Raw genomic sequence first — 18,921 nt, 5'->3', positions numbered from 1 at the left:
GCTGACCGCCCCCCGGCCACGAGGTCGTCGGCCGCGTCGTCGACCGCGGTCCCGAGGTGCGGGAGGTCACCGCGGGCGCGCGGGTGGGGGTCGCCTGGCTGCGCTCCACGTGCGGGCACTGCCGATACTGCCAGCGGGGCATGGAGAACCTCTGCCCCGCCGCCACCTACACCGGGTGGGACGCCAACGGCGGGTACGCCGAGTACCTGACCGCCGACGAGCGCTACGTGTACCCGCTGCCCGAGGACGCCGATGCCGCGCCCCTGGCCCCGCTGCTGTGCGCCGGCATCATCGGCTACCGGGCGCTGCGCCGCGCCGAGCCGCCCGAAGGCGGGCGGCTCGGCGTCTACGGCTTCGGCGCTTCGGCGCACCTGACCGCGCAGGTCGCGCTCGCGCAAGGTGCCGTGGTGCACGTCATGACCCGTTCGGCCGCCGCGCGGAAGCTCGCGCTCGAACTGGGCTGCGCCTCCGCCGGCGCCGCCGACGCGAAACCGCCCGAACCCCTCGACTCCGCGATCCTGTTCGCACCGGCCGGTGAACTCGTCCCGGCGGCTCTGCGCGCCCTGGACCGCGGGGGCACGCTCGCCATCGCCGGCATCCACCTGAGCGACATCCCCGCGCTGAACTACCAGGAGCACCTGTTCCAGGAACGAACCGTGCGCAGTGTCACCGCCAACACCCGCGCCGACGGCCGCGCCCTGCTCGCCATCGCCCGGCGTCACCCGCCGCGCGTGGCCGTCACGCCCTACCCCTTCGACCGGGCCGACCAGGCTCTCGCCGACCTCGCCGCCGACAGGGTGAACGGCGCCGCGGTCCTCACCATGGCGGCGGGCTGACGGCCGCTCCCCCGCGCGGCGGGGAGCCGGGGCTCACGCCGCCGACTCCGCCGGCCGAGGGAGCGCCAGCAGGCGGTGGTCGGCGGTGAACAGCCGCCGCACCAGCCCCAGCGCCACCACGACCGCGGTCGTCGTGACGGAGGCCAGGATCAGGAACATCACCACGGCCTGGACGAGCACGGCCTGGACCGGGGGAACCCCGGCCAGGATCAGCCCCGTCATCGCTCCCGGCAGGAACACCAGCCCGGTGGCCTTCGTGGTCTCGATCTGCGGGAGCAGCGCCGAGCGCAGCGCGGAGCGCACGTAGGGAACGGCCGCGCGCCGCCCCGGCTGGCCGAGCGCCAGCCGGGCCTCGACCTCGTCGCGCTTGTCCCGCAGCTCCTCCACCAGGCGGCGCGCCCCGAGCACCGTGGCGGTCATCGAGTTGCCGACCATCATTCCCGCGATGGGAACCAGTGTGCGCCCTTCCAGCGGGAAGACCCCCGTACCGAAGAGCACCCCCAGGGTCACCACCGCCGCGCAGCCGAACGCGGCGATCGCCAGCGGCATGATCCGGGGAACCTCCGGCGCGCGCCGCCGGGCGACGTCGCCCGCGTAGAGCACCATCGCCGCCACCCACAGCCAGGACCAGACCAGCGGCTGGCCGGGATCGATGATCAGGGTCAGTGCCGCGCCGACCAGCAGCAGCTGGGTCAGCGCTCGGGCCGCGGCCCACACGATCTGGCGCTCCAGGCCCAGCCTGCGCCACAGCGAGATCGCGGCGGCGACCGCGACCAGTGCCATCGAGGTCACGAGCCCACCAAGGGTCACCAGGTCATCCATTGGGGCTTCCCTTCTCCTGGTCCACGGGCGCCGGGGACGGGGGCTCGCTCACGCACCGGCCGCCGGCGATACGCAGCACCCGGTCGGCGACCCGGCGCACCTGGTCCGGATCGTGCGTCACCCAGACGGCGGTGATGCCCTGCCGGGCGAGGTCGCGCACGGCCCGCTCCAGCACCGCGGTCGCCTCCTCGTCCAGCGCCGAGGAGGGCTCGTCCAGCAGGAGCACCTCCGGCTCGGCCACCAGGGTGCGGGCCATGCACACCCGCTGGGCCTCGCCCCCGGACAGGACGGTGGCGTCCCGGTCCAGCCACGGCCCCTCCAGGGCGGAGCGCTCCAGTGCCCGCTCCAGATCGGCGCGCCCGGCCGCGGGTGCGGCGGTCAGCAGGTTGTCCCGCACCGTTCCCGGGAACGGGGTGGGCCGCTGGAAGACCATCCCCACCCGGCGCCGCAGCCGCAGCGGATCCAGATCGGCAACATCGTCGCCGAAGAAGAGCACCCGCCCCGCTGTGGGCACCTCCAACCGGTTGCACAGCCGCAGCAGGGTGCTCTTGCCAGAGCCGGAAGGGCCGAACAGCGCTGTCACGCCCTGCGCGGGAACGCGCGCCGACAGGCCGTCCAGCGCCCGCTGCCCGCCGAGCTCCACCACGACCTCGTCGAAGGTGAACGCGTCCTCTTCCGCTCGCCGCTCGTCCACTGGCCGCCTCCCTGAGCGGGTCTTCGCACGCCGTGATGCCTCCCCATGATGTCGGACGGTGATCAGCCGCCGTCCGCCGGAGGCCCCGTGTCCTCAGCGCTATGCCCGCGCGCGGCCGCTGGCCACGGCCCGTGGCCGGTCCGCGCGTTCCCGGGCGCGTCCAGTGGGCGGTGCGGCTGCCGGCCCCCGCTTCCGACGACGACATCCCGGAGATCGGCTGCGGAACGGGCGTCGCCGTGTCACGGGGACCCCGCCCGGCCCGGCGTCCGGGCCGCGCGGTCAGAAGTAGTCGTCGGCGCCGGCCGGTTTGCGGCGCGACAGCAGGGCCTCCACCGGTACGAAGAGGAACCACACCGCCACCGCGAGGTTCACGCTGAAGAAGGCCACCGGCACCGAGGCGGCGAAGAACCCGACCGGCATCAGCGACATCAGGACACTCCACCGGTACACGCGGTCGGGCATGCTGCGCCGCAGCAGGCCCACCCGGTGGGCGTGCCGGAACAGCACCACCTCCAGGCCGCTCACGCACCCCACCATCACCGCGTAGAACGCCACCGACACGGGATTCTCGAAGTAGCTGCCCAGCAGGCCGGTCGGGAACGGCAGGAACGCGATGAACGCCAGGTAGACGAGGTTGATGGCGATCAGCCCGAGTCGACCGCGCGCAGCATCGCGAAGAAGGAGTGGTGCGCGTACCAGTACCGCCCGATGACCGCGAAGCTGATGACGAAGCTGAGGATCTGCGGCCCCAGGTCGTTCAGCGCCCGCACCATCTCCGCCTCGTCGCCGGCTACCCGCAGCACCGGAAGCGAGATCCCGACCACCAGCAGTGTCATGGCGATGGCGAACAGGCCGTCGCTGAAGGCCAGCACCCGGGAGAACTCGTCGGTGCCGCGCTCGTGCCAGCCCGTGCTGCGTGGTTGCCGTTCCTCCGGAGCCGGGTCCTCCACAACTCGACGATAGCCCACCCACCTGCGGCGGAGCGGGATCCACTGCGGGCGTGCCCCGGAAGGGGCCGCGGACGGCACAGGTGCGGCCCCCGTCCGCGGCCCCGGCTCAAAGGGGCTAGCCGCCGCCTAACATCTGGGTCGGCAACCAGGTCACGATGCCCGGGAAGAGGCACAGGAGCACGATGGCCACCGCCAGCACCCCGACATAGGGCAGCGACCCGACCAGGATGTCCCGCAGCGGCACCTTCGGGACGATCCCCTGGACCACGTACAGGTTCAGCCCCACGGGCGGGGTGATCAGGCCCATCTCCATGTTGAGGGTCATCACCACGCCGAACCAGATCGGGTCGAAGCCGAGCTGGGTGACGATCGGGAACAGCACCGGCATGGTGATCAGGATGATCGCCACGGGGGGCAGGAAGAACCCGAGGACCAGGAAGATCGCGTTCATCGCCAGGAAGATGATCCAGCGGTTCACGTCGAGCCCGGCGACGGCCTCGGCGAGCTCCTGGGGCACACCCAGGAAGCTGAGCACCTGGCCGAGCACCGCGGAGAACGCCACGATCATCAGGATCATGGTGCTGGTACGCGTCGTCTCCAGCCCGACGTCGCGGATCTTCTGCCAGCTCAGGGAGCGGTAGATCACGGCGACCAGGAGGAACGCGGCCAGGGCGCCCACCGCGGCGGCTTCGCTCGGGGTGGCGACCCCCAGGTACAGCGCGGCGAGCACGCACACGATCAGCGCCAGGAACGGGAACACCTTGAGAAGCTGCCGCAGCCGCGCGCTCCACGGGTACTCCTCGGCGGCGGCGATCGGCCGGGGCGCCTCCTCCGCCGTTTCCTGCCCGCCGTTTCCGCCTGAGACGGCGGCCGGGATCACCGGGGCGCCGGCGCGGGCCCGCTTCAGCGTCAGCGCGACGAAGATCCACACGCAGAACAGCAGGGTGATCAGGATGCCGGGGGCGACACCGCCGAGGAACAGCTGCCCGATCGACTGCTCGGTGGAGATGCCGTACAGGATCAGGGTGACGCTGGGCGGGATGAGGATGCCAAGGGTCCCACCGGCCACGATCGCCCCGGTCGCGATGTCGTTCGGATAGCCGCGGCGCAGCATCTCCGGGATCGCGATCTTGCCGATCGCGGCGGAGGTGGCCGGGCTCGACCCGGTCAGCGCCGAGAACATCGCGCACGCGACCACGGCGCTCATCGCCAGCCCGCCGCGTATCCGGCCGAACCAGATGTGCGCGGCCTCCAGCAGGTCCTCACTGGCCTTCGACCGGCCGAACACCGCTCCCATCAGGATGAACAGCGGGATGGCCAGCAGCGCGAAGCTGTTCAGCGAGTCGAAGACGAAGTTGCCGAAGAAGCCGAACTGCGCCGGGGTGAGGAACAGAACGATCGCGAGTAGCGCGGTGAGCCCGAGCGCGAAGGCGACCGGAACACCAAGGGCCAGCAGCGTCAGCAGGATGATGCCGACGATGGCCCCGATCAGTAGGCCGCTCAATGCCCCGGCCCTCCTTCCGCAGAGTTGTCGGGCTGGTCCGGAGCTGGCCCGCCCGCCTCACCAGCGATGAGCGCTCGGAACAGCTCCGCGGCCACGACCAGGTACTGCAACCCGATCAGCGCCATGCCCAGCGGCACGATGAAATAGGGGTAGGCGAGCGGCGGGTTCCACGCCGTCCCCGACCGCGCGCCGGACTCCACGGACTCCCACCACATGAAGCCGCTCACCACGGCGATCGTGGCGACCAGGACGAGTCCCAGCACCGCGGCGAGGAACCGCACGGCGAGCTGGACCCGCCCCGGGAGTTTCATCACCACGAGGGTGATCCGCACGTGGTCGCCGTGGCGCAGGCCGTAGGCGCCGCCGACGAAGGCGGCGAACATCAGCAGGTAGATCGACAGTTCGGTCTGCCACACCGTCGACGCTCCGAACACGTAGCGCAGCGCGACGCCGTAGCAGACCACCAGCATCGACACGATGATGAGGAGGCCGCTGGCGTGTCCAGCGGCCTCGGACAGCCGGTCGATGCCGCGCAGGAAGCGGGATCTAGACACGGTCCTCCTCGTCCTGCGCCGGCGCGGTCCTCCGGCGCGACGGGCCCGCGGTCCGGGCCGGCCTACTCCGCCGGCACATTCTCGGCCAGTTCGATGAGCTCCTGTCCGCCCTCGACCTCGTCGGCGAAGCCCTCCCAGGCCGGCTGGGACTCCTCGTGCCACTCCTCGAAGTCGCTGTCGCTCATCTCGGCGACGTTGACGCCGTTCTCCTCGAACTCCGCGTGCACCCGCTCGTCGTCCTCCTCCGAGGCGGTGTAGGCGAACTCCTGGAGATCCGCCCCGACCTCGTCGAGGATCTGCTGCTGCTCCTCGGTGAGCTGGTTGTAGGCCTCGGTGCCGATGATGAGCGGCTCGAACATGAACCAGAAGGTGTTGCCGCCCGCCGGGGAGGTGAACGCGCCCACCTGCTCGTACAACCGGTACGAGCTGAAGGAGGAGGTCGAGGTGATGGCGCTGTCCAGCGTGCCGGTCTGCAGCCCGTTGTAGATCTCCGAGGAGGGCATGCTCGCCAGGCCGAAGCCGACGTCCTCCAGCATCTCCTCCACCTTGGGCCCGGCGGCGCGCGTCACGCTGCCCGAGGGCACGTCGTCGGGGGTGAGGATGGGCTCGTCGGAGCTGGCTCCGATGGCACCCGCGTTCCACACCCAGGTCAGGATGTGTACGCCGTTCTCCTCGGCGATCTCGGAAACGCGTTTGCCGATCTCGGCGTCCTCCCAGTTCTGCGCCTGGGTGTGGTTGCGGACCATCGCGGGCATCAAGGTGATGCTGAACTCGGGGACGTCGCCGGCGGCGTAGTCAAGGGGGTACACCGACATGTCGAGCGTCTCCTCCCTGATGGCGGTGTACTGCTCGGTCGGGTCCTCGATCAGCGAGTTGTTCGGATGGAGGTCGATCGTGACCTCGCCGTTGGTGCGCTCCCCGACCTCCTCGGCGAAGCGCTCCGCCAGCACGGCGCGGAAGTCCCCCTCGCCCTCGTCGGCGGCGGGCCATTGGTGCGAGAGCCGCAGCGTCACCTCACCGTCGGAGTCCGGCCCCGACGCGAGCCCGCATCCGCTGATCAGCACACCGGCCGCGAGTATCGCCCCCGGCCCCAGCACGCACGTTTTGAACCGTTGTCGCGCCATGCCGCGACTCCTCTCCGAGAAAGGACCCCATCGGCGAGCGGGGATCCTGAGTCTGTTGGTGATGCGGATCACTGGCTCATCCAGTTGGCCATTGATGTAAGCACGTCAGAGCAGACGTGGTCAAGGTCACCTAAAGTCGAATTGACCGAGCACAGCGCAGCGAACGCGCCCGGATACGCCGTGCCACAAGGCGGGCGCGGTCGACCGCCCCGCCGGGACGCGGCCGGGTACCCCCCTCTCCCCACTGCCATCAGCGACGATCCCTGTCCGCCATGGCGCCGGCGCCGGTCCGCCCCTTCCCGCGCCTGGTCGGCCAGGGGCATGATGGTGCGGCGGTGCTTCTTGCGATCTCGTCGACCGGGGAGAGGCAGGTCAAAGCTGTGGTATCGACAGTCCGGCGGTCCGTGCTGGAGCGCGCCCTGCGGATCCTCGACACCTTCGGCGCCGAGGCCGAATCCCTCAACCTCTCCGAACTCAGCCGCCGTGCCGACGTACCGCTCTCCACGACCTTCCGCATCGTCTCCGAGCTGACACGGTGGGGCGCCCTGGAGCGGACCGAGGACGGCAGCTACCGCATCGGGCTGAAGCTGTGGGAGGTCGCGTGCCTGGCACCGCGCGCCGCGGGGGTCCGGCGGGTGGCTCTGCCCTTCATGCAGGACCTCTACGAGACCACCCACCAAAGCGTGCATCTCGCTGTCCGCGAAGGCGACCAGGTGGTGTTCGTCGAACGCCTCATCGGCCACGACGCCGTTCCGTCCCGCCCCAGGGTCGGCGGCCGGTACGCGCTGCACGCTACCGCCGTGGGGCTGGTGCTGCTCGCCCACGCTCCCGTTGAGCTGCAGGAGAACATCCTGGCCGGTCCACTGCGGAGCTTCACCCCCTACACCTACCGCGAACCCGCGCGGCTGCGTCAGGCACTCGCTGATGTGCGCCGGACCGGTTTCGCCGTGAGCGACCGCCAGATCAACACCGACCTCCTCTCCGTGGCGGCGGCCATCCACGGGCCGGACGACCAGGTCGCGGCGGCTCTCTCCCTCGTCGTGCCGTACCGGGAGGCGCATTTTCCGCTGCTGTCCCAGCTGGTCCGGACCACCACGCGCGGCATCGCGCGCGCCCTCGGCGCCCCGAGCGCACGCGGCTCCTCCCTTCCGCAGCCGGTTTCCCGGGCGGGCTGACCCGCTCCCGAGTCCTGCCACGTGAACCGGTTCGCGGAATATGTTTCCAACAAGTGAAAACCCGGCTATCCCGGATTCTCCTCGGTTGAAACTCTCCCCTCATGCCCCGAAGGGTGCGGCGGTCGACGCCGCCCGCCGTCGAGCTCCCGCACGGGGCATGACCGCCCGAACCGAGGAGGCACCCGTGTCCCGTTTCGACCCCCGCGCGCATTCCCCCCGGCACAGTCTCACCCGCCGGTCCCTCCTGGGTGGCTCGGCCTTCGCGCTCGCGGCGGCGAGCACACCGCTGTTGAGTTCCTGCGCTTCCGGCACGAGAGCTCCGGCGGGGGGCGACGCCATCACCTTCCTGAGCTACCTCCCCATGGAAAGCCTCACCTTCGCTCCCGAGATGCTCGCCGACGCGGCGGGCCATTTCGAGGAGCAGGGGCTCACCGTCGACTTCGAGACCACCCGCGGCTCCCCGCAGGCCATCCAGCTGCTCATGTCGGGCAGCGCGCTCTTGACCCGGCTCGGGCAGATCGAGCTGATGATCTCCGCCGGCGAGCGCGACGCGGAGATGATCAACATCGGTTCCGTCATCCGCGGATCCTCGGTCCGGTTCATCTCCGCCGCCGGGGAGCCGTTGAACTCCCCGGAGGACTTCGTCGGCAAGACGATGGGCATCCCCTCGGAGGGCGGCACCAGCGAGACCGTCCTCGATCTGGTGCTGATGAACGGAGGAGTCGACCCCGAGGAGGTCGACCGCCAGGTGGTGGGCCTCAGCCCCGGCACGTTCGAGCTCGTCCAGGAGGGGCGCGTCGCCGGCTACGTCGTCGGGCTCGACACCGCGATCATCCTGGAGGAGCAGCAGGACGACGTCGTGGTGTTCGATCCGGGAACGATGATCAGCTCCGACGCCCAGGTCTACGTCACCACACCCGAGGCGCTGGAGAGCGATCAGGACCTGCTGCAGCGCTACATCACCGCCGTGCACGGCGCGATGGCGGAGATCGCCGCGGACGACGAGCTGGACGAGACGCTGGAGAAACTGCGCAGCGCCTACTCCTTCACCAGCCTCGACGACGACGCGGTCGCCAAGGAGAGCCTGCGCCGGTATGTCAGCTCCTGGACCGCCGACAACGAACGCCCGCTCCTGCACACCGACGATCAGGACTGGATCGATGGCTACGAGGAGCTCACGTCCACCGGGTTCGTCGATCCGGGCCTCTCCCCCGAGGACTGGATCGACAACGGCCTGGTGCCGCAGAGCTGAACCACCGGAGCGGACGGCGGCACCGCCCCGCGGTCGTGCGCCGGCCCGTCCGCGAGAGGAAAGATATGACCGATACCGACGACCCGACACGCACTCCCGAACTGGAGCTGCGCGGGATCGGCAAGGAGTTCCGGTCCCGCAGCGGCAGCACGCACGCCCTGTCGGACATCAAACTCAGCATCGACCGGCGCGAGTTCGTCTCCGTCATCGGCCGCTCCGGGTGCGGCAAGACGACCCTCCTGCGGGTCATCGCCGGCCTAACCGGCCCGACCTCCGGTGAGGTCGTCATCGGCGGCCGGTCGCTGTGGCGGGGAAAGAAGGTCGACTCCGAGGTGGCCGGCCGGTTCGGCGTCGTCTTCCAAGACGCCAACCTGTTCCCCTGGTACACGGTGCTCGACAACATCGCCCTCCCGCTGACACTGCGCGGCACCGACAGGGCGCGCAGGCACGCCAGGGCAGCCGAACTGGCCGAGCTGGTGGGGTTGGGCGGGTTCGAGCGCTCCTACCCCCGGGAGCTGTCCGGCGGCATGCGCCAGCGGGTCGCCATCGCCAGGGCACTGAGCTACCAGCCCAAGGTGCTTCTCATGGACGAGCCCTTCGGCGCGCTGGACGCGATGACCCGGGAGCGGATGAACCTCGAACTGCAGCGGATCGCGCAGACCACCGAGGCGACCGTCGTCTTCGTCACGCACGACATCACCGAGGCGGTGTTCCTGTCCGACCGTGTCGTGCACCTGTCGCCCCGCCCGGGACGCATCCGCCAGGTGCGCGGCGTCGACATCCCCCGGCCGCGGGACCGGGACGCGCAGAGCGAACCGGAGTTCCAGCGGATCGTGCGGGAGCTGCGGCACGCATTGGACGAGGAGGGGTGAGGATGGGTCAGGACAGGTTCGTGAAACTGCTGCCGTGGTTCAGCACACCGGTCGTCATCGTGCTCCTGGTGGTGGCGTGGGAGCTGTTCATCCGCGCCTTCGGCGTCTCCGAGTTCGTCCTGCCGTCCCCGGGGACCGTGCTGGTCAGCCTGGTCGCCCTCGTGCAGGACCCCGAGACCTGGCACCACGCGGCCATCACCGCCACAGAAGCGATCACGGGCTTCCTCGCCGCGGTCGTCCTCGGTGTCGCGACCGGTGTCGCACTGGGCAAGTCCGCCCTGCTGGAACGCGCCCTGCGCCCCATGATCATCGCGGCCCAGGTGGTGCCGAAGGTCGCCCTGATCCCGCTGTTCGTGATCTGGTTCGGCTTCGGACTCACCTCCAAGATCATCATGGCGGCCATGCTGGCCTTCTTCCCCATCATGCTCAACGTCCTGCTCGGGGTGCGCTCGGTGGACCCGGGCCAGCGCGACGTCATGCGCAGCCTCACGGCGAGCCGCTGGAACACGTTCCGGCACCTGGAGTTCAAGAGCACGCTGCCCTACGTGTTCACCGGCATGGAGGTCGGCATCGTCTTCGCCATCATCGGCACCATCGTCGGGGAGTACCTCGGCGGCAGTGAGGGGTTGGGCTACCTCGTCGTCGTCTCCCTCAACCAGCTCGACGGCCCGCAACTGTTCGCGGTGATCGTCCTGCTCGCCTCGCTCGGGCTGCTCCTGTACTTCGCGATCAACGGCCTGAAACGGCTGGTCATCCCCTGGCACGAGTCGGTGTACAGCCAGAACGGCGTCACGTGAGCCCCGCCGGTCCGAAAAGGGGCGCCCCGGCCCCTCCCCCGCCCACGACGGAAGTGGTGACCGCATGAACCTGCGCAGCGACCTGCCCGTCGGCAGCCCCCGCTGGGCCACCCGGCGCACCCAGTGGAAGGCGCTCGGCCTCACCGACGGCGACCTCGACAAGCCGAAGGTCGCCGTGGTGAACTCCTCCTCCGGTCTCGCGCCCTGCTTCAGCCACCTCGACCCGGTGGCCGCCGCCGTCAAGCGCTCCGTCGAGCAGGCGGGCGGGGTCGCCTTCGAGATCCGGACCGTCGCCCCCACGGACTTCATCATGAGCGCCGGAGGGCGCGGCGGCTACGTCCTCTCCAGCAGGGACCTGCTCGCCAACGACATCGAGGCCGTGGTCGACGGTGCGCTCCTGGACGGGATGGTCTGCCTGAGCTCCTGCGACAAGACGACGCCCGGCCAGCTCATGGCCGCCGCTCGGATCGACGTCCCCACCCTCGTCGTCTCGTGCGGGTACCAGAGGTCCGGAACCGCGGACGGCGGGGAGCCCGCCGACATCGAGGAGGTCTTCGTCCAGGCGGGGCACCTCGCGTCCGGGCGGACCACCTTCGAGGGCCTGTGCTACCTCAGCTCGCGCGCCATCCGGGGCCCGGGGGTGTGCACCGGCATGGGCACCGCGAACTCGATGCACATCGCCGCGGAGGCGCTCGGGATGGCGCGGCCCGGGTCGACACCGGTGCGGGCCAACAGCGAGCGGATGTGGGCCGCCGCGGACGCGGCGGGCGCGACGATCCTCGACGCGATCGCCCGGGACCTCCGGCCGCGCCGCGTCCTGACCGCCGGCGCCTTCGCCAACGCGGTGATGGCCATGCTCGCGGTCAGCGCCTCCATCAACACGGTGAAGCACCTGCAGGCCGTCGCCCGGGAGGCCGAGACCGACATCGACGTCTACCGGCTGTTCGAGGAGTACGCGAAGACGGTCCGCCCGCTGGCCGCGGTCCGGCCCAACGGCCCGGACTCGATCGAGATGTTCGAGGACGCCGGCGGCGCACGCGCCGTCCTGCACCGGCTGCGGGAGTATCTGCACACCGGCGCGCTGACCGTGACCGGGCGCACCGTCAGCGAGGAGCTCCTCGGCGCCGAGGTCCACGACGGGCAGACCATCCGGGCGGTGGAGCACCCGCGCGGCGACCACCCGACCGTCCTCGTCGTGCGCGGTTCGCTGGCCCCCGACACCGCGATCGTCAAGCTCTCGGTCACCGAGCGCCGGACGCCGGACTTCCGCGGCCCCGCGCGGGTCTTCGAGGATCCCGCCGCCGCCATCGAGACGGTCGAGGCCGGCCGCGTCCGCCGCGGAGAGGTCCTGGTGCTGCGCGGGCTCGGGCGCCTCGGCAACCCCGGCATGGGGATGGCCTCCAGCGTGGTCTTCGCCCTGGACGGCGCCGGCCTGGCCGGCCATGTCGCCGTCGTCACCGACGGGCAGCTCTCCGGGCTGGTGAACCAGGGCATCGTCGTCGGCGAGGTGTCCCCCGAAGCGGCCGACGACGGCCCACTGCGGCTGCTGCGCGACGGCGACGAGATCGACATCCGCCTTCCCGACCGGCGGGTGGACCTGCTCGTGGACGCCGAAGAACTGGACCGCCGCCGGTCACAGGACCGGCGCGGCACCGGCACCCCCGGGGGCCGACCGGCGGGGTGGCTGTCGCTGTACGCCCGCTCCGCCGAGCCCCTCCCCAAGGGCGCGACCCTGCGCGGGCGGTGACGCGGGGCGCCAACGCCCGAAGCGAAGCACAGTCAGCACCACCGAGAGAACAGTGAGGTTGCTCCCCATGACGAGCGTCGCAGCGGCATCCGGCACCTCCGCCGCCTCAGCGGTCCAAGCGTTCCACCAGGGCCCGTTCCCCACGGCCACCCGCACCGTCACCCGCGAGGCCGCCGCGCCCACGCGGCGGCTGCGCGCCGACGTGTGCGTCCTCGGCGCCGGGATCTCCGGTGTCACCGCCGCCGTCGAGGCCGCCCGGCTGGGGCTCGACGTGCTCCTCGTGGACGGGCTTCCGGCCATCGGCGGGCAGGCCGTGCACTCCATCATCGGCACCTTCTGCGGGCTGTTCGGCAACGGGAGCCACGGCCCGCAGCTCACGCACGGGCTGGCCGACGACCTGCTGGGCGACCTAGGCGCGCAGGGGGCGCTGCACTACCGCCACGGCCCGATGACCACCGTGGTCATGTACGACGAGGTCGCACTCGCCCGGTGGGTGGACCGGCAGATCCTCGACTCGGGCGTGACCACCCTGACCGGCGCGTTCGTGCGGTCGGTGCAGCGGGACGGGCGCCGGGTGCGCCGGATCGACGTGGCCACGCGGTACGGCCCGGTGAGCGTGGAGGCGACGAGCTTCGTCGACGCCTCCGGTGATGCCGCGCTGGTCTGGGACGCCGGGCTGCCGTGCCGGGAACCGGAGGACGGCCCGATCTACGGCACGCAGATGCTGGTCGTGGAGAACCTGGACGAGGAGCACGCCCCCGAACGCGGCCTGGTCTCGGAGCGCCTCTGGGAGCGCGGGCGCGAGTACGGGCTAACCCGCAGGGACGGCTTCGCCTTCTCGTTCAAGGGCCGGGGGATCGCTCTGGTCAACATGACCCACATCGACACGCCGCTGGATCCGGTGGAACTGTCGGCCAACGGCCTGCGGGGGAGGTTGGAGGCCGCGCGGGCCCTGGACTTCCTCAAGGGCGAGTTCCCGCGGTGCTTCGCCGACGCCGGATCCGGGCCTTCGGCCTGCCGGGGATCCGCCAGACCCGCTGGATCACCGGGGTCCACCAGCTGACCGTGGACGAGGTGCGCTCCGGCGCCGCGTTCCCCGACGCCGTCGCCCGCACCGCGTGGCCGATCGAGCTGCACGACCGCGAGGAAGGCTACCGGTGGGAGCCGTTCGACACCGACCACGTGCACTACGTGCCCTGGCGCAGCCTCACACCGCCCGACGTGGACAACGTCGTCGCCGTGGGCCGCTGCATCGACGGCGACACCGCCGCCCTGTCGAGCGTACGGGTCATGGGGCCGTGCATGGCGATGGGGACCGCGGCGGCGCACGCGCTCGACATCGTCGGCGAGGGCTCCGTGCACGCCATCGACATCCGGGCACTGCACGCCCGCATCGCCGACAACGTCGGCGGCGCGGACTGACCCGAAGCCGGCACCGCGAAAGGAGGCGGCGGAATGCGGCTCACCGACACCGACAGGGCGATGCTCGACGGCGCGCACGGCCCGGCCGTCGGCCGGGCGATGGACCTGCTGGTCCGCTACGGGCAGGCGCTGGGAGCCGAACAGCTCGTCGACACCAATAACGTCTGCGGCGCGAACATCTTCGGCGCCCGGCACCTGAACTACCCCGCACGGACGATCACCAGCCACGACGAGGCGTTCTCCGAGCTGAGCCTCGACAGTGACGAGGTCGTGGAGGTCCCGCAGGTGCGGGCGTACAGTTGCCAGCTCATCGGGCCGATGGACAGCCGGCACTGGGAGCTCCAGGGGCTCTCCCGGCAGGCCCGCGACGCCATCGCCGACAGCGAGAGCTACAGCGGACGGCACGGCATCCACCTGCTGAGCACCTGCACGCCGTACCAGGTGGGCAACGTCCCGGTGCGGGGCGAGCACTGCGCCTGGATGGAGTCCTCGGCGGTGGTCTACATCAACTCGGTGCTCGGCGCCCGCAGCAACGTCGAGGGCCGCGAGAGCACGGGGGCGGCGATGCTCACCAGGCGCATCCCCTACTGGGGGCTGCACGACCCCGGCAACCGGTTCGCCACCGACCTCGTCGACGTCCGGGTGGAGGCGGAGTCGGTGCTGGACTGGGGGCTGCTCGGCTACTTCGTCGGCTCCGTGGTGCAGGACCGGATCCCGGCGCTCCGCGGCATCACCACCACCCCCGACCTGGTGCGGTTGAAGCACTTCGGTGCCGCGGCGTCCTCCTCCGGAGGGGTCGAGCTGTACCACATCCCAGGCGTCACGGCGGAGGCCCGGACCGAGGAGGAGGCCTTCGGCGGCGCAGAACCGCGGCGGGTGTTCGGCTACGGGCCGCGGGAGCGCCGGGAGACCTACGAGGCGCTCAACTCCACGGCCGCCGGCGCCGGCGACGACATCGACCTCGTCATGATCGGCTGCCCGCACGCCACCATGGAGCAGGTACGCCAGGTGTGCACCCTGCTGGAAGGGCGGCGGGTCGCCGATGGCACCCACCTGTGGGTGTTCACCCCCAGCCAGATCCGCGCGCTGGCCGACCGCAACGGGTTCACCGAGCGCCTCGCGGCGGCGGGCGCGGCTCTCATGAGCGACACCTGCCCGGCCATCGGCCAGTTCCTCCCCGATGGGACGCGGGTCATCGCGACCGACTCCGCCAAGCAGGTGCACTACCTCCCGGCGATCATGGGGGTGCAGGGCCGGTTCGGCTCGGTCGAGACGTGTGTCGAGGCGGCCGTGACCGGCCGGTGGCCCGGGGAGGCACTGTGAGCGAGTTGGTGATCAGGGGCCGGTGCGTGGTGGGCGGCCGCGCCGAAGGCGAGGCGCTCGTCACCCGCGAGACCATCTCCGGGTGGGGCGGCGTCGACGCGCGCACCGGGTCGGTCATCGAGTCCCGGCACGAGCTGCAGGGCGTCTCCTTCGCCGGCAGGGTGCTGCTCTTCCCGGGCGCCAAGGGGTCGTCGGGGTGGTCGGCGACGTTCCACACCGCCCGGCTCGCCGGTACGGCCCCGGCCGCGATGCTCTTCACCACGATGACCACCAAGATGGCGCTGGGGGCGGTGGTCACCCGCGCCCCGGCCATGACCGACTTCGACACCGACCCCTTCGAGGCCATCGAGACCGGCGACCGGGTGCTGGTCGACGCCGACGCGGGCCGGGTCGTGGTGACCAAAGGCGGGCGGTAACAGAGGAGAAGGTCCCGGTAAGGGCGTACGGGCAGCGGGGAGGAGCCCCGGAGACACGGGTCCGCGGCGGGTCGTCCAGTGCCGCACGGGCGCCCCTCCGGCACGCGTGGTCGCTCCAGAGGCGGGCCGGAGCAGCGCGCTGTTCTCCGTCACGAATGCCGGGAAAGCCCATGGCCTTTCACCCGTCCTACACCGGTCCGGTGTGGCGCCGCCCGATGGTGGCGCGCGACGGCCACGAAACGGACCGCGCGGCGACCCCGCTGGAACTGTTCTTCGACCTGTGCTTCGTCGTGGCGGTGGCCCATACGTCGACCCATCTGCACCACGCCGTGGTCGAAGACCGCATCGCCATCGGGGTGCTCAGCTACGTCCTGGCCTTCTTCGCGGTCTGGTGGGCGTGGACGGGCTTCACCTGGTTCGCCTCCACCTACGACTCCGACGACGTGCCCTACCGGCTCTCGGTTTTCGTGCAGATCACCGGCGCCTGATCATCACCGCGGGTATCGAGCGCGGTTTCCTGGAGCTCGATTTCAGCACCATCTTCACCGGATACGTGGTGATGCGCCTCGGCCTGCTCGCCCAGCGGCTGCGCGCCGCCCGGGACGTCCCGGAGCGCCGTACGGCCATGCTGCGTTCGGCCGTCGGTGAGAACGCCGCCCTGCTCGGATGGGCGGTGGTGGTGTTCGCGCTCCCGGGGAGCTGGCTGCTCCCCGGCGGTCTCGCCATGGCCGCCGTCGAGCTGGCGGTGCCGCTGTGGGCCGAGCGCACCGCCGGGGCCCCCTGCCACCCGCACCACACCGCGGAGCGGTACGGGTTGTTCACGCTCATCGTCCTCGGGGAGTCGGTGTTCGCCGCCACCCACGCGGTGCGCTCCGAGCTGGACGCCCAGTCAGGAGCCGGTGGCCTGGCGGTGGTGACGGTCGGCGGGCTGCTGCTCGTGTTCTCCATGTGGTGGGTGTACTTCGCCAAACCCGGGCACCGTTTCCTGACATCGAGCCGCGAGGGGTTCGTGTGGGGGTACGGGCACTACGCCGTCTACGCGTCGGTGGCCGCGGTGGGGGCGGGCCTGGCGGTCAGCGTCGACCATGTCACCCGGGACACGGGGATCGGCGCCGAGGCGGCGGGCGCCTCGGTCGCGGTCCCGGTGGCACTGTTCCTGGGCGCGCTCTGGGTGCTGCATGTCCGCCCGCAGCGCCCCGGCGCGCTGCGCACCCTCCTGTACCCGCTCGCCGCGACCCTGGTGCTGGCGGCGGTGCTCACGCCCTGGCCCGTGCTGACCATCGGCCTGGTCATGACGGCTCTCGTGGTGGCCACCACGGTTCTGGACGCACGCCCCGAGGGCAGGGCGGACCCCCGCACGGGCCGCGCGCCGACACGATGAATAATCCGTCGTCCGGCGCCGCGCAGAAGCGGCCGCGGTGCCGAACAGCACCGGATTCCCGCCAGCCCCCGATTCCCGCCCAAACCATTAAGGGCGGTCACCGCACCGCGGTACCGGTCCCCTTCTGGCGTGAATCCGGCGGCACCGTAGAATCCGGCCATGCACACCGTGGCGGTTCTCGCCCTGGACGGGGTGGTGGCCTTCGACCTGTCCACCCCGATCGAGGTGTTCGGCCGGGCCCGCCTGCCCGACGGGCGCTCCCCCTACGGGGTGCGCGTCTGCGCGGCCGGCGGCGAGGTCGGCACCGGCACGTTCGCCATACGGGCGCCCTGGGGGCTGGACGGTCTGGCGGGGGCCGACACGATCGTCCTGCCCGGCACCGCCGACCACGGCGCCCCGGTACCCGTCGAGGTGCGCGACGCGCTGCACCGCGCGGCCGGCGACGGCGCCCGGATCGCGTCGATCTGCGTGGGCGCGTTCCCCCTCGCCGCAACGGGGCTGCTGGACGGGTTGCGGGCCACCACCCACTGGGCCGCCACCGCCGAGCTGGCACGCCGCCACCCCCGCGTCAGCGTGGACCCGGACGTGCTCTACGTCGACAACGGTCGGCTGCTCACCTCGGCCGGCGCCGCCGCGGGACTCGACCTGTGCCTGCACATGATCCGGCGGGACCACGGCTCGGCCGTCGCCGCCGACGCCGCGCGGACCTCCGTGATGCCCCTCGAACGCGAGGGCGGGCAGTCCCAGTTCATCGTGCACGAGCCCCCGCTCCCCGACAGCGGCAGCCTCGAACCCCTGCTGCGCTGGATGGCGGAGAACCTGCAGCGGACGCTCACCCTGGACGAGATCGCCGCGCGGGCGCGGATGAGCACCCGCACCCTCAACCGGCGCTTCCGGGAGCAGACCGGCACCGCTCCCCTGCAGTGGCTCAACCGCACGCGGCTGCGCCGGGCCCAGTACCTCCTGGAGAGCGGGGACCACTCCGTCGACCGGGTCGCCGCGCACGTCGGGTTCGGCTCGCCGACGACCTTCCGCGAGCACTTCAAACGCCTCGTCGGCACCAGCCCGCACGCCTACCGCCGCGCCTTCCGCGCCCGGTCGGAATAATTCCGTTGCCCCAGCACCGCGGCGACCGCCAGGATCGACCGCATGGAACGCTACGTAGACGTCACACCGAACGCGCGGCTGTGGGTACGGACCGCCGGTGAGCCCGACGCCCCCGCGCTGCTGCTCGTCATGGGGGCGAACGCGCCGGGCGTGACGTGGCCGGCGGAGCTGGTGGCCCGGCTCGCCGAGCACCACTACGTCATCAGCTACGACCACCGGGACACCGGGCGCTCCACGCACGCCTTCGACACCGAGCCGTACGCGGTCCGCGACCTCGCCGGCGACGCGGTCGCCGTCCTGGACGCCCTGGAGGTCGACCGCGCCCACGTCGTCGGGATGTCGATGGGCGGCATCCTGGTCCAGCTACTGTGCCTGGACCGCCCCGAGCGGCTGCACACCGCCACGATGCTGAACACCACGGCGCTCGGCTCCGGCCTCGCCTCCGGGGACGGGACCCCGGACCGGCCCGAGCTCCCCGGCCCCGACGCGGAGCTTCTCGCGCTGTGGGAGCACATGGCCGAGCCCCGCGACCGCGAGGCCGAGATCGCCTGGCGGGTGGAGCACTGGCGGCTGCTCAACGGCTCCGTGCTGCCCTTCGACGCCGCCGCGTTCCGGCGGCTGGAGGAGCGCGTGGTCGAGCACAGCGGGACGCACCGTAACCCGGCCACGCACGCGCGCGCCGCGCAGGACGGCCTGGAACGCGGCGCGGAGCTGGCCTCGGTCCGCACCCCGGCCCTGGTGGTCGAGGCACCCGAGGACCCGGTCAACCCGCCCCCGCACAGCGCCCGCCTGGCCGACTCCATCCCGGGCGCGCGCCTGGTCACCGTCCCCGGCATGGGCCACGCGCTGAACCCGCTGATCGTGCCGCTCCTGGCAGAGGAGATCCTCGGCCACACCACCAAGAGCACTCCCTGAGGGGGCGGTCTGGATACGGCGAGCCCCGGA

General features: G+C 71.7%; 20 protein-coding genes and 1 pseudogene. 14 read left to right on the top strand and 7 right to left on the bottom strand.

Translation table 11 applies throughout. The features are described from left to right. Positions 1–23: 23 nt before the first annotated feature. Positions 24–836: pseudogene (locus VS93_RS20795) on the top strand (zinc-binding alcohol dehydrogenase family protein); the annotation flags it as partial. Positions 837–869: 33 nt separating this feature from the next. Here VS93_RS20795 and VS93_RS20790 read toward each other — a convergent pair. The 7 genes from VS93_RS20790 to dctP all read right to left on the bottom strand — a co-directional run bounded on the left by VS93_RS20790 (position 870) and on the right by dctP (position 6,484). After that, positions 870–1,658, bottom strand: a complete 789-nt coding sequence (locus VS93_RS20790) for an ABC transporter permease (RefSeq protein ID WP_046471574.1) — start codon at positions 1,656–1,658, stop codon at positions 870–872. Beyond that, positions 1,651–2,352 carry an ABC transporter ATP-binding protein gene (locus VS93_RS20785; protein ID WP_046471573.1) on the bottom strand — a complete coding sequence of 234 codons (702 nt, stop codon included), beginning with the start codon at positions 2,350–2,352 and terminating at the stop codon, positions 1,651–1,653. The genes VS93_RS20790 and VS93_RS20785 overlap by 8 nt, the downstream gene beginning before the upstream one ends. 279 nt (positions 2,353–2,631) lie before the next feature. Further along, the gene (locus VS93_RS20780; RefSeq protein WP_156184953.1) at positions 2,632–2,907 is read right to left on the bottom strand and encodes a hypothetical protein; all 276 of its coding nucleotides are present in this window, start codon (positions 2,905–2,907) and stop codon (positions 2,632–2,634) included. An 89-nt stretch (positions 2,908–2,996) separates the two neighbouring features. Continuing rightward, the gene (locus VS93_RS20775; RefSeq protein ID WP_156184952.1) at positions 2,997–3,320 is read right to left on the bottom strand and encodes a TMEM175 family protein; all 324 of its coding nucleotides are present in this window, start codon (positions 3,318–3,320) and stop codon (positions 2,997–2,999) included. 97 nt (positions 3,321–3,417) lie between these two features. Further along, positions 3,418–4,806, bottom strand: a complete 1,389-nt coding sequence (locus VS93_RS20770; protein ID WP_046471570.1) for a TRAP transporter large permease — start codon at positions 4,804–4,806, stop codon at positions 3,418–3,420. Continuing rightward, positions 4,803–5,360: a TRAP transporter small permease subunit gene (locus VS93_RS20765; RefSeq protein WP_046471569.1), complete on the bottom strand. Its 558-nt coding sequence runs from the start codon at positions 5,358–5,360 to the stop codon at positions 4,803–4,805. The genes VS93_RS20770 and VS93_RS20765 overlap by 4 nt, the downstream gene beginning before the upstream one ends. A 62-nt stretch (positions 5,361–5,422) precedes the next feature. Continuing rightward, positions 5,423–6,484 carry a TRAP transporter substrate-binding protein DctP gene (gene dctP / locus VS93_RS20760; RefSeq protein ID WP_046471568.1) on the bottom strand — a complete coding sequence of 354 codons (1,062 nt, stop codon included), beginning with the start codon at positions 6,482–6,484 and terminating at the stop codon, positions 5,423–5,425. 380 nt (positions 6,485–6,864) lie between these two features. Between dctP and VS93_RS20755 the strand changes: the two genes are divergently transcribed. The 13 genes from VS93_RS20755 (at position 6,865) to VS93_RS20705 (ending at position 18,891) form a co-directional block, all read left to right on the top strand. Then, on the top strand, positions 6,865–7,659 hold the full coding sequence (locus VS93_RS20755) for an IclR family transcriptional regulator (RefSeq protein ID WP_046471576.1): 795 nt from the start codon (positions 6,865–6,867) through the stop codon (positions 7,657–7,659). Between the two features lie 184 nt (positions 7,660–7,843). Beyond that, positions 7,844–8,911, top strand: a complete 1,068-nt coding sequence (locus VS93_RS20750) for an ABC transporter substrate-binding protein (protein WP_201776710.1) — start codon at positions 7,844–7,846, stop codon at positions 8,909–8,911. Positions 8,912–8,976: 65 nt separating this feature from the next. Continuing rightward, positions 8,977–9,783, top strand: a complete 807-nt coding sequence (locus VS93_RS20745; protein WP_046471566.1) for an ABC transporter ATP-binding protein — start codon at positions 8,977–8,979, stop codon at positions 9,781–9,783. Positions 9,784–9,785: 2 nt separating this feature from the next. Next, the gene (locus tag VS93_RS20740; RefSeq protein ID WP_046471565.1) at positions 9,786–10,580 is read left to right on the top strand and encodes an ABC transporter permease; all 795 of its coding nucleotides are present in this window, start codon (positions 9,786–9,788) and stop codon (positions 10,578–10,580) included. Between the two features lie 64 nt (positions 10,581–10,644). Further along, positions 10,645–12,327 (top strand): dihydroxy-acid dehydratase domain-containing protein, encoded by a 1,683-nt coding sequence (locus tag VS93_RS20735; RefSeq protein WP_046471564.1) that lies wholly within the window; start codon positions 10,645–10,647, stop codon positions 12,325–12,327. 67 nt (positions 12,328–12,394) lie between these two features. Further along, positions 12,395–13,390, top strand: a complete 996-nt coding sequence (locus VS93_RS20730; RefSeq protein ID WP_201776709.1) for an FAD-dependent oxidoreductase — start codon at positions 12,395–12,397, stop codon at positions 13,388–13,390. Then, the gene (locus VS93_RS30630; RefSeq protein WP_201776708.1) at positions 13,309–13,749 is read left to right on the top strand and encodes an FAD-dependent oxidoreductase; all 441 of its coding nucleotides are present in this window, start codon (positions 13,309–13,311) and stop codon (positions 13,747–13,749) included. The genes VS93_RS20730 and VS93_RS30630 overlap by 82 nt, the downstream gene beginning before the upstream one ends. A gap of 33 nt (positions 13,750–13,782) precedes the next feature. Next, positions 13,783–15,072 (top strand): aconitase X, encoded by a 1,290-nt coding sequence (locus tag VS93_RS20725; protein WP_046471563.1) that lies wholly within the window; start codon positions 13,783–13,785, stop codon positions 15,070–15,072. Next, positions 15,069–15,488 carry an aconitase X swivel domain-containing protein gene (locus VS93_RS20720; protein WP_201776707.1) on the top strand — a complete coding sequence of 140 codons (420 nt, stop codon included), beginning with the start codon at positions 15,069–15,071 and terminating at the stop codon, positions 15,486–15,488. The genes VS93_RS20725 and VS93_RS20720 overlap by 4 nt, the downstream gene beginning before the upstream one ends. Positions 15,489–15,658: 170 nt before the next feature. Continuing rightward, a complete protein-coding gene (locus VS93_RS31980) occupies positions 15,659–15,976 on the top strand; it encodes a low temperature requirement protein A (protein ID WP_236700644.1) in 318 nt (105 codons plus the stop codon). Then, positions 15,886–16,869, top strand: coding sequence for a low temperature requirement protein A (locus tag VS93_RS20715; RefSeq protein WP_236700643.1), 984 nt, complete (start codon positions 15,886–15,888; stop codon positions 16,867–16,869). The genes VS93_RS31980 and VS93_RS20715 overlap by 91 nt, the downstream gene beginning before the upstream one ends. Positions 16,870–17,028: 159 nt before the next feature. After that, positions 17,029–17,976: a GlxA family transcriptional regulator gene (locus VS93_RS20710; protein ID WP_046471561.1), complete on the top strand. Its 948-nt coding sequence runs from the start codon at positions 17,029–17,031 to the stop codon at positions 17,974–17,976. Positions 17,977–18,018: 42 nt separating this feature from the next. After that, on the top strand, positions 18,019–18,891 hold the full coding sequence (locus tag VS93_RS20705; protein WP_046471560.1) for an alpha/beta fold hydrolase: 873 nt from the start codon (positions 18,019–18,021) through the stop codon (positions 18,889–18,891). The last annotated feature ends 30 nt before the right edge of the window (positions 18,892–18,921 follow it).

The sequence above is a fragment of the Allosalinactinospora lopnorensis genome, from assembly GCF_000981225.1.
Taxonomy (GTDB): domain Bacteria; phylum Actinomycetota; class Actinomycetes; order Streptosporangiales; family Streptosporangiaceae; genus Allosalinactinospora; species Allosalinactinospora lopnorensis.
The sequence above is the reverse complement of the archived record's forward strand: the minus strand, read 5'-3'. Positions and strand labels throughout refer to the sequence as shown.

Excerpts from the sequence above, each read along its gene's own strand:
- VS93_RS20790 (WP_046471574.1), bottom strand. The coding sequence starts at position 1,658 with ATGGATGACCTGGTGACCCTTGGTGGGCTCGTGACCTCGATGGCACTG.
- dctP (WP_046471568.1), bottom strand. The coding sequence starts at position 6,484 with ATGGCGCGACAACGGTTCAAAACGTGCGTGCTGGGGCCGGGGGCGATA.
- VS93_RS20745 (WP_046471566.1), top strand. The coding sequence starts at position 8,977 with ATGACCGATACCGACGACCCGACACGCACTCCCGAACTGGAGCTGCGC.
- VS93_RS20740 (WP_046471565.1), top strand. The coding sequence starts at position 9,786 with ATGGGTCAGGACAGGTTCGTGAAACTGCTGCCGTGGTTCAGCACACCG.
- VS93_RS20735 (WP_046471564.1), top strand. The coding sequence starts at position 10,645 with ATGAACCTGCGCAGCGACCTGCCCGTCGGCAGCCCCCGCTGGGCCACC.
- VS93_RS20730 (WP_201776709.1), top strand. The coding sequence starts at position 12,395 with ATGACGAGCGTCGCAGCGGCATCCGGCACCTCCGCCGCCTCAGCGGTC.
- VS93_RS20725 (WP_046471563.1), top strand. The coding sequence starts at position 13,783 with ATGCGGCTCACCGACACCGACAGGGCGATGCTCGACGGCGCGCACGGC.
- VS93_RS31980 (WP_236700644.1), top strand. The coding sequence starts at position 15,659 with ATGGCCTTTCACCCGTCCTACACCGGTCCGGTGTGGCGCCGCCCGATG.
- VS93_RS20710 (WP_046471561.1), top strand. The coding sequence starts at position 17,029 with ATGCACACCGTGGCGGTTCTCGCCCTGGACGGGGTGGTGGCCTTCGAC.
- VS93_RS20705 (WP_046471560.1), top strand. The coding sequence starts at position 18,019 with ATGGAACGCTACGTAGACGTCACACCGAACGCGCGGCTGTGGGTACGG.